This is a genomic window from Salinimicrobium oceani, assembly GCF_012037645.1.
Genome location: NZ_JAAVJR010000521.1, coordinates 1 through 479 on the forward strand (window position 1 = coordinate 1; position 479 = coordinate 479).

General features: G+C 41.5%; 1 protein-coding gene. It reads right to left on the minus strand.

The genetic code is table 11. From position 1 onward, the window contains the following. A partial coding sequence (locus HC175_RS18035; RefSeq protein WP_438865960.1) for a DUF58 domain-containing protein occupies positions 1 to 479 on the minus strand: 479 nt, incomplete at both ends.

Genomic DNA, 479 nt, shown 5'->3' on the forward strand with positions numbered 1-479 from the left:
TAACTTCAGCTTGTCAAAATATTCCGTCACTACCTGTCGGTAGCTATCTTTCACATTTTCAGCATAAAGATCGATCTTTTCCCCGGTTTCAACATCGGTGAAACGTTGCGGGGTATCTCCAAATTCAAAATTGAATTCTCTTTTACGATCAAGTACATGGAACATGATCAATTCATGTTTGTTATACTTGAGATGCCTCAGGGACTCAAAAAGCTTATCTTCCTCCACCTCATCCTGGAACATATCTGTAAAAAGAAAGATCAGGGATCGCCGCTTCATTTTCTCGGCGATCTGGTGCAGGTAGGTGTAGGTATTTGTTTCCTTACCCGATTTTTGTTGCTTTAAAGTCTCTTCTAACACGTGAAGCAGCATACGCCGGTGCCGTTCGCTGCCTTTTTCGGGAGCATAATATTCATATTGATCACTATAGATGCTTAAACCCACCGCATCTCTTTGTTTCTTGAGGATCTGCATCAAAC